Source organism: Nonomuraea harbinensis (assembly GCF_019396385.1).
GTDB classification, from domain to species: Bacteria; Actinomycetota; Actinomycetes; order Streptosporangiales; family Streptosporangiaceae; genus Nonomuraea; species Nonomuraea ferruginea.
In genome coordinates this window covers 1-4,179 of the sequence record NZ_JAHKRN010000110.1, presented here as the reverse complement: position 1 = coordinate 4,179, position 4,179 = coordinate 1, and the positions used below count along the sequence as shown (strand labels likewise).

2 protein-coding genes are annotated in these 4,179 nt (G+C 67.6%); both read right to left on the bottom strand.

What is annotated here, in order from left to right; genetic code table 11:
• Positions 1–46: 46 nt before the first annotated feature.
• A complete protein-coding gene (locus KME79_RS44190) occupies positions 47–3,922 on the bottom strand; it encodes a DNA-directed RNA polymerase subunit beta' (RefSeq protein WP_148036775.1) in 3,876 nt (1,291 codons plus the stop codon).
• Between the two features lie 17 nt (positions 3,923–3,939).
• Positions 3,940–4,179: DNA-directed RNA polymerase subunit beta (locus tag KME79_RS44185; RefSeq protein WP_195902382.1), on the bottom strand; the 240-nt coding region annotated here is incomplete at its 5' end.

The following is a 4,179-nucleotide window of genomic DNA, read 5'->3' as shown; positions in this document are numbered from 1 at the left end:
CGCCCGGGCCCTCCTTCGAGGGGCCCGGGCGCTCGCCTGTGGCTCGTTACCGGTTGTACTGACCGAAGTCGTACTCCTCCAGCGGCACAGCCTCGCCGCTGCCGGTGCCGAACGTGTAGTCGGCCGCGGAGCCGTCGTAGCCGCCCACGGTGTACATGGCGGCCTTGGCCTCCTCGGTCGGCTCGACCCGGATGTTGCGGTACTGGGGCATGCCCGTGCCGGCCGGGATGAGCTTACCGATGATGACGTTCTCCTTCAGGCCCAGGAGCGAGTCGGACTTGGCGTGGATCGCCGCGTCCGTCAGGACCCTGGTGGTCTCCTGGAAGGAGGCCGCCGACAGCCAGGACTCGGTGGCCAGCGACGCCTTGGTGATGCCCATGAGCACCGGGCGTCCGGCCGCCGGGCCGCCGCCCTCGGCGACGGTCTCGCGGTTGATGAGCTCGAACCGCGGCCGCTCGACGAGCTCTCCGGGCAGCAGGTCGGTGTCACCGGACTCGAGCACGTTCACGCGCTTGAGCATCTGCCGCACGATGATCTCGATGTGCTTGTCGTGGATCGACACACCCTGCGAGCGGTAGACCTGCTGGACCTCCGCCACCAGGTGCAGCTGCACGGCCCGCGGGCCGAGGATGCGCAGCACCTCGTTGGGGTTGACCGCACCGGCCACCAGCTGCTGGCCGACCTTGACGCGCTCGCCCTCGGAGACCAGCAGACGCGACCGCATCGACACCGGGTAGGCGATCTCCTCGGAGCCGTCGTCCGGGACGATGACGACCTTGCGCGCCTTGTCGGTCTCGTCGATGCGGACCCGGCCCTCCGCCTCGGAGATCGGGGCGACACCCTTGGGGATGCGCGCCTCGAACAGCTCCTGGACTCGGGGCAGACCGTGGGTGATGTCGGCGCCCGCCACACCACCGGTGTGGAAGGTACGCATCGTCAGCTGCGTGCCGGGCTCACCGATCGACTGGGCGGCGATGATGCCGACCGCCTCGCCGACGTCCACGAGCTTGCCGGTCGCCAGCGAGCGGCCGTAGCAGGTGGCGCAGACACCGATCTTCGCCTCGCAGACGAGCGCGCTGCGGGTGCGGACGGTCTCGACGCCGGCCTCGACCAGCTTGGTGACGTGGATGTCGTTGATGTCGACACCGGCCGCCACGACGACCTTGCCGTCGACCTCGACGTCCTCGGCCAGGATGCGGCCGTGCACGTTGGACTCGGCGTTCTCGGCCTTGACCAGGTTGCCCGAGATGTCGCGCTCGCCGACGGCCAGCGGGACAGCACGGTCGGTGCCGCAGTCGATCTCGCGGACGATGACGTCCTGCGCCACGTCCACCAGACGCCGGGTGAGGTAACCCGAGTCGGCGGTGCGCAGCGCGGTGTCGGCCAGACCCTTCCGCTGTCCGTGGGTGGAGATGAAGTATTCCAGCACCGACAGGCCCTCGCGGAACGAGGCCTTGATCGGCCGCGGGATCGTCTCACCCTTGGTGTTGGACACCAGGCCGCGGATGCCGGCGATCTGACGCACCTGCATCTTGTTACCGCGGGCGCCGGAGTTGACCATCATCCAGACCGGGTTGGTCGCCGGGAAGGCGTTGACCATGTCGGTCTCGACGTCGGCCGTGGCGTGGGTCCAGATCTCGATGAGCTCCTGGCGGCGCTCCTCGTCGGTGATCAGACCGCGCTCGTACTCACGCTGCACCTTGTCGGCGCGGCGCTCGTAGTTCTCCATGATGTCGGTCTTGTTGGGCGGCGCGACGACGTCCTCGATCGAGATCGTGACGCCGGAGCGGGTCGCCCAGCGGAAGCCGGCGTCCTTGAGCGCGTCGAGCGAGTTGGCGACCTCGATCTTCGGGTAGGTCTCCGCCAGCTCGTTGACGATCGTGGACAGCTGCTTCTTGCCGACCTGGAAGTTGACGAACGGGTAGCTGATCGGCAGCGTCTGGTTGAACAGGCAGCGGCCGAACGTCGTCTCCAGACGGATCGGGTCGCCCTGCTCCCAGCCCTCGGGCGCGACCCAGTCACGCGGCGGCAGGACATCCTTGAGCCTGATCTGGATCTTGGCCTGGATGTCGAGCTCGCTGCGGTCGAAGGCCATCTGCGCCTCGGCGACGGAGCCGAACACGCGGCCCTCGCCCAGCGCGCCCTCCTTCATGGTGGTCAGCCAGTAGAGGCCGATGACCATGTCCTGGGTGGGCATCGTCACGGGCTTGCCGTCGGCCGGCTTGAGGATGTTGTTGGTCGAGAGCATCAGGATGCGTGCCTCGGCCTGGGCCTCAGCCGACAGCGGCAGGTGCACGGCCATCTGGTCGCCGTCGAAGTCCGCGTTGAACGCGGTGCAGACGAGCGGGTGGATCTGAATGGCCTTGCCCTCCACGAGCTGCGGCTCGAACGCCTGGATGCCCAGACGGTGGAGCGTGGGCGCGCGGTTGAGCAGCACCGGGTGCTCGGTGATGACCTCTTCGAGCACGTCCCACACGACCGGGCGGGCGCGCTCGACCATCCGCTTGGCGGACTTGATGTTCTGGGCGTGGTTGAGGTCGACCAGCCGCTTCATCACGAACGGCTTGAACAGCTCCAGCGCCATCTGCTTGGGCAGGCCGCACTGGTGGAGCTTGAGCTGCGGGCCGACGACGATGACCGAACGGCCGGAGTAGTCGACGCGCTTGCCCAGGAGGTTCTGGCGGAACCGACCCTGCTTGCCCTTCAGCATGTCGCTGAGGGACTTGAGTGGCCGGTTGCCGGGACCGGTGACCGGGCGGCCGCGACGGCCGTTGTCGAACAGCGCGTCGACGGCCTCCTGCAGCATCCGCTTCTCGTTGTTCACGATGATCTCGGGCGCGCCGAGGTCGAGAAGCCGCTTGAGGCGGTTGTTGCGGTTGATGACCCGGCGGTACAGGTCGTTCAGGTCGGAGGTCGCGAACCGGCCACCGTCGAGCTGCACCATCGGGCGCAGGTCCGGCGGGATGACCGGGATGCAGTCGAGGACCATGCCGCGCGGCGAGTTGGTGGTGTTGAGGAACGCCGACACCACCTTGAGCCGCTTGAGCGCACGGGCCTTCTTCTGGCCCTTGCCGCTGCGGATGGTCTCGCGCAGGTTCTCGGCCTCGGCGTCGAGGTCGAAGCTGACGAGCCGGTCCTGGATGGCCTGCGCGCCCATGCCGCCCTTGAAGTAGCGGCCGAAGCGGTCGCGCATCTCGCGGTAGAGCAGCTCGTCGCCCTCGAGGTCCTGGACCTTGAGGTTCTTGAAGCGGCTCCAGACCTCCTCCAGCCGGTCCAGCTCACGCTGGGCCCGGTCACGGAGCTGGCGCATCTCGCGCTCGGCGCCCTCACGGACCTTGCGGCGCTGGTCGCCCTTGGCGCCGGCGGCCTCCAGCTCGGCCAGGTCGCCTTCGAGCTTCTTCTGCCTGGCCTCGATGTCGGCGTCGCGCCGCTGCTCGATGTGCTGCCGCTCGACGGAGATCTTCGCCTCCAGCGAGGGCAGGTCACGCTCACGCATCTCGGTGTCGACCTGCGTGATCATGTAGGCCGCGAAGTAGATGACCTTCTCCAGGTCCTTCGGGGCCAGGTCGAGCAGGTAGCCGAGGCGCGAGGGAACGCCCTTGAAGTACCAGATGTGCGTGACCGGAGCGGCCAGCTCGATGTGGCCCATCCGCTCACGGCGCACCTTGGCACGGGTCACCTCGACGCCGCAGCGCTCACAGATGATGCCCTTGAACCGGACGCGCTTGTACTTACCGCAGTAGCACTCCCAGTCGCGGGTCGGGCCGAAGATCTTCTCGCAGAAGAGCCCGTCCTTTTCCGGCTTGAGAGTCCGGTAGTTGATGGTCTCGGGCTTCTTGACCTCGCCGTGCGACCACTGACGGATGTCGTCGGCCGTCGCCAGCCCGATCCGAAGCTCGTCGAAGAAGTTGACGTCTAGCATTTTGTGCGATCTCCCCCTCAGACTTCTTCCACGCTGCTCGGCTCACGCCGGGACAGGTCGATGCCGAGCTCCTCCGCGGCGCGGAAGACGTCCTCGTCGGTGTCGCGCATCTCGATGGACATGCCGTCGCTGGAGAGCACCTCGACGTTGAGGCAGAGCGACTGCATCTCCTTGATCAGCACCTTGAAGGACTCCGGGATGCCGGGCTCGGGGATGTTCTCGCCCTTGACGATGGCCTCGTAGACCTTCACCCGGCC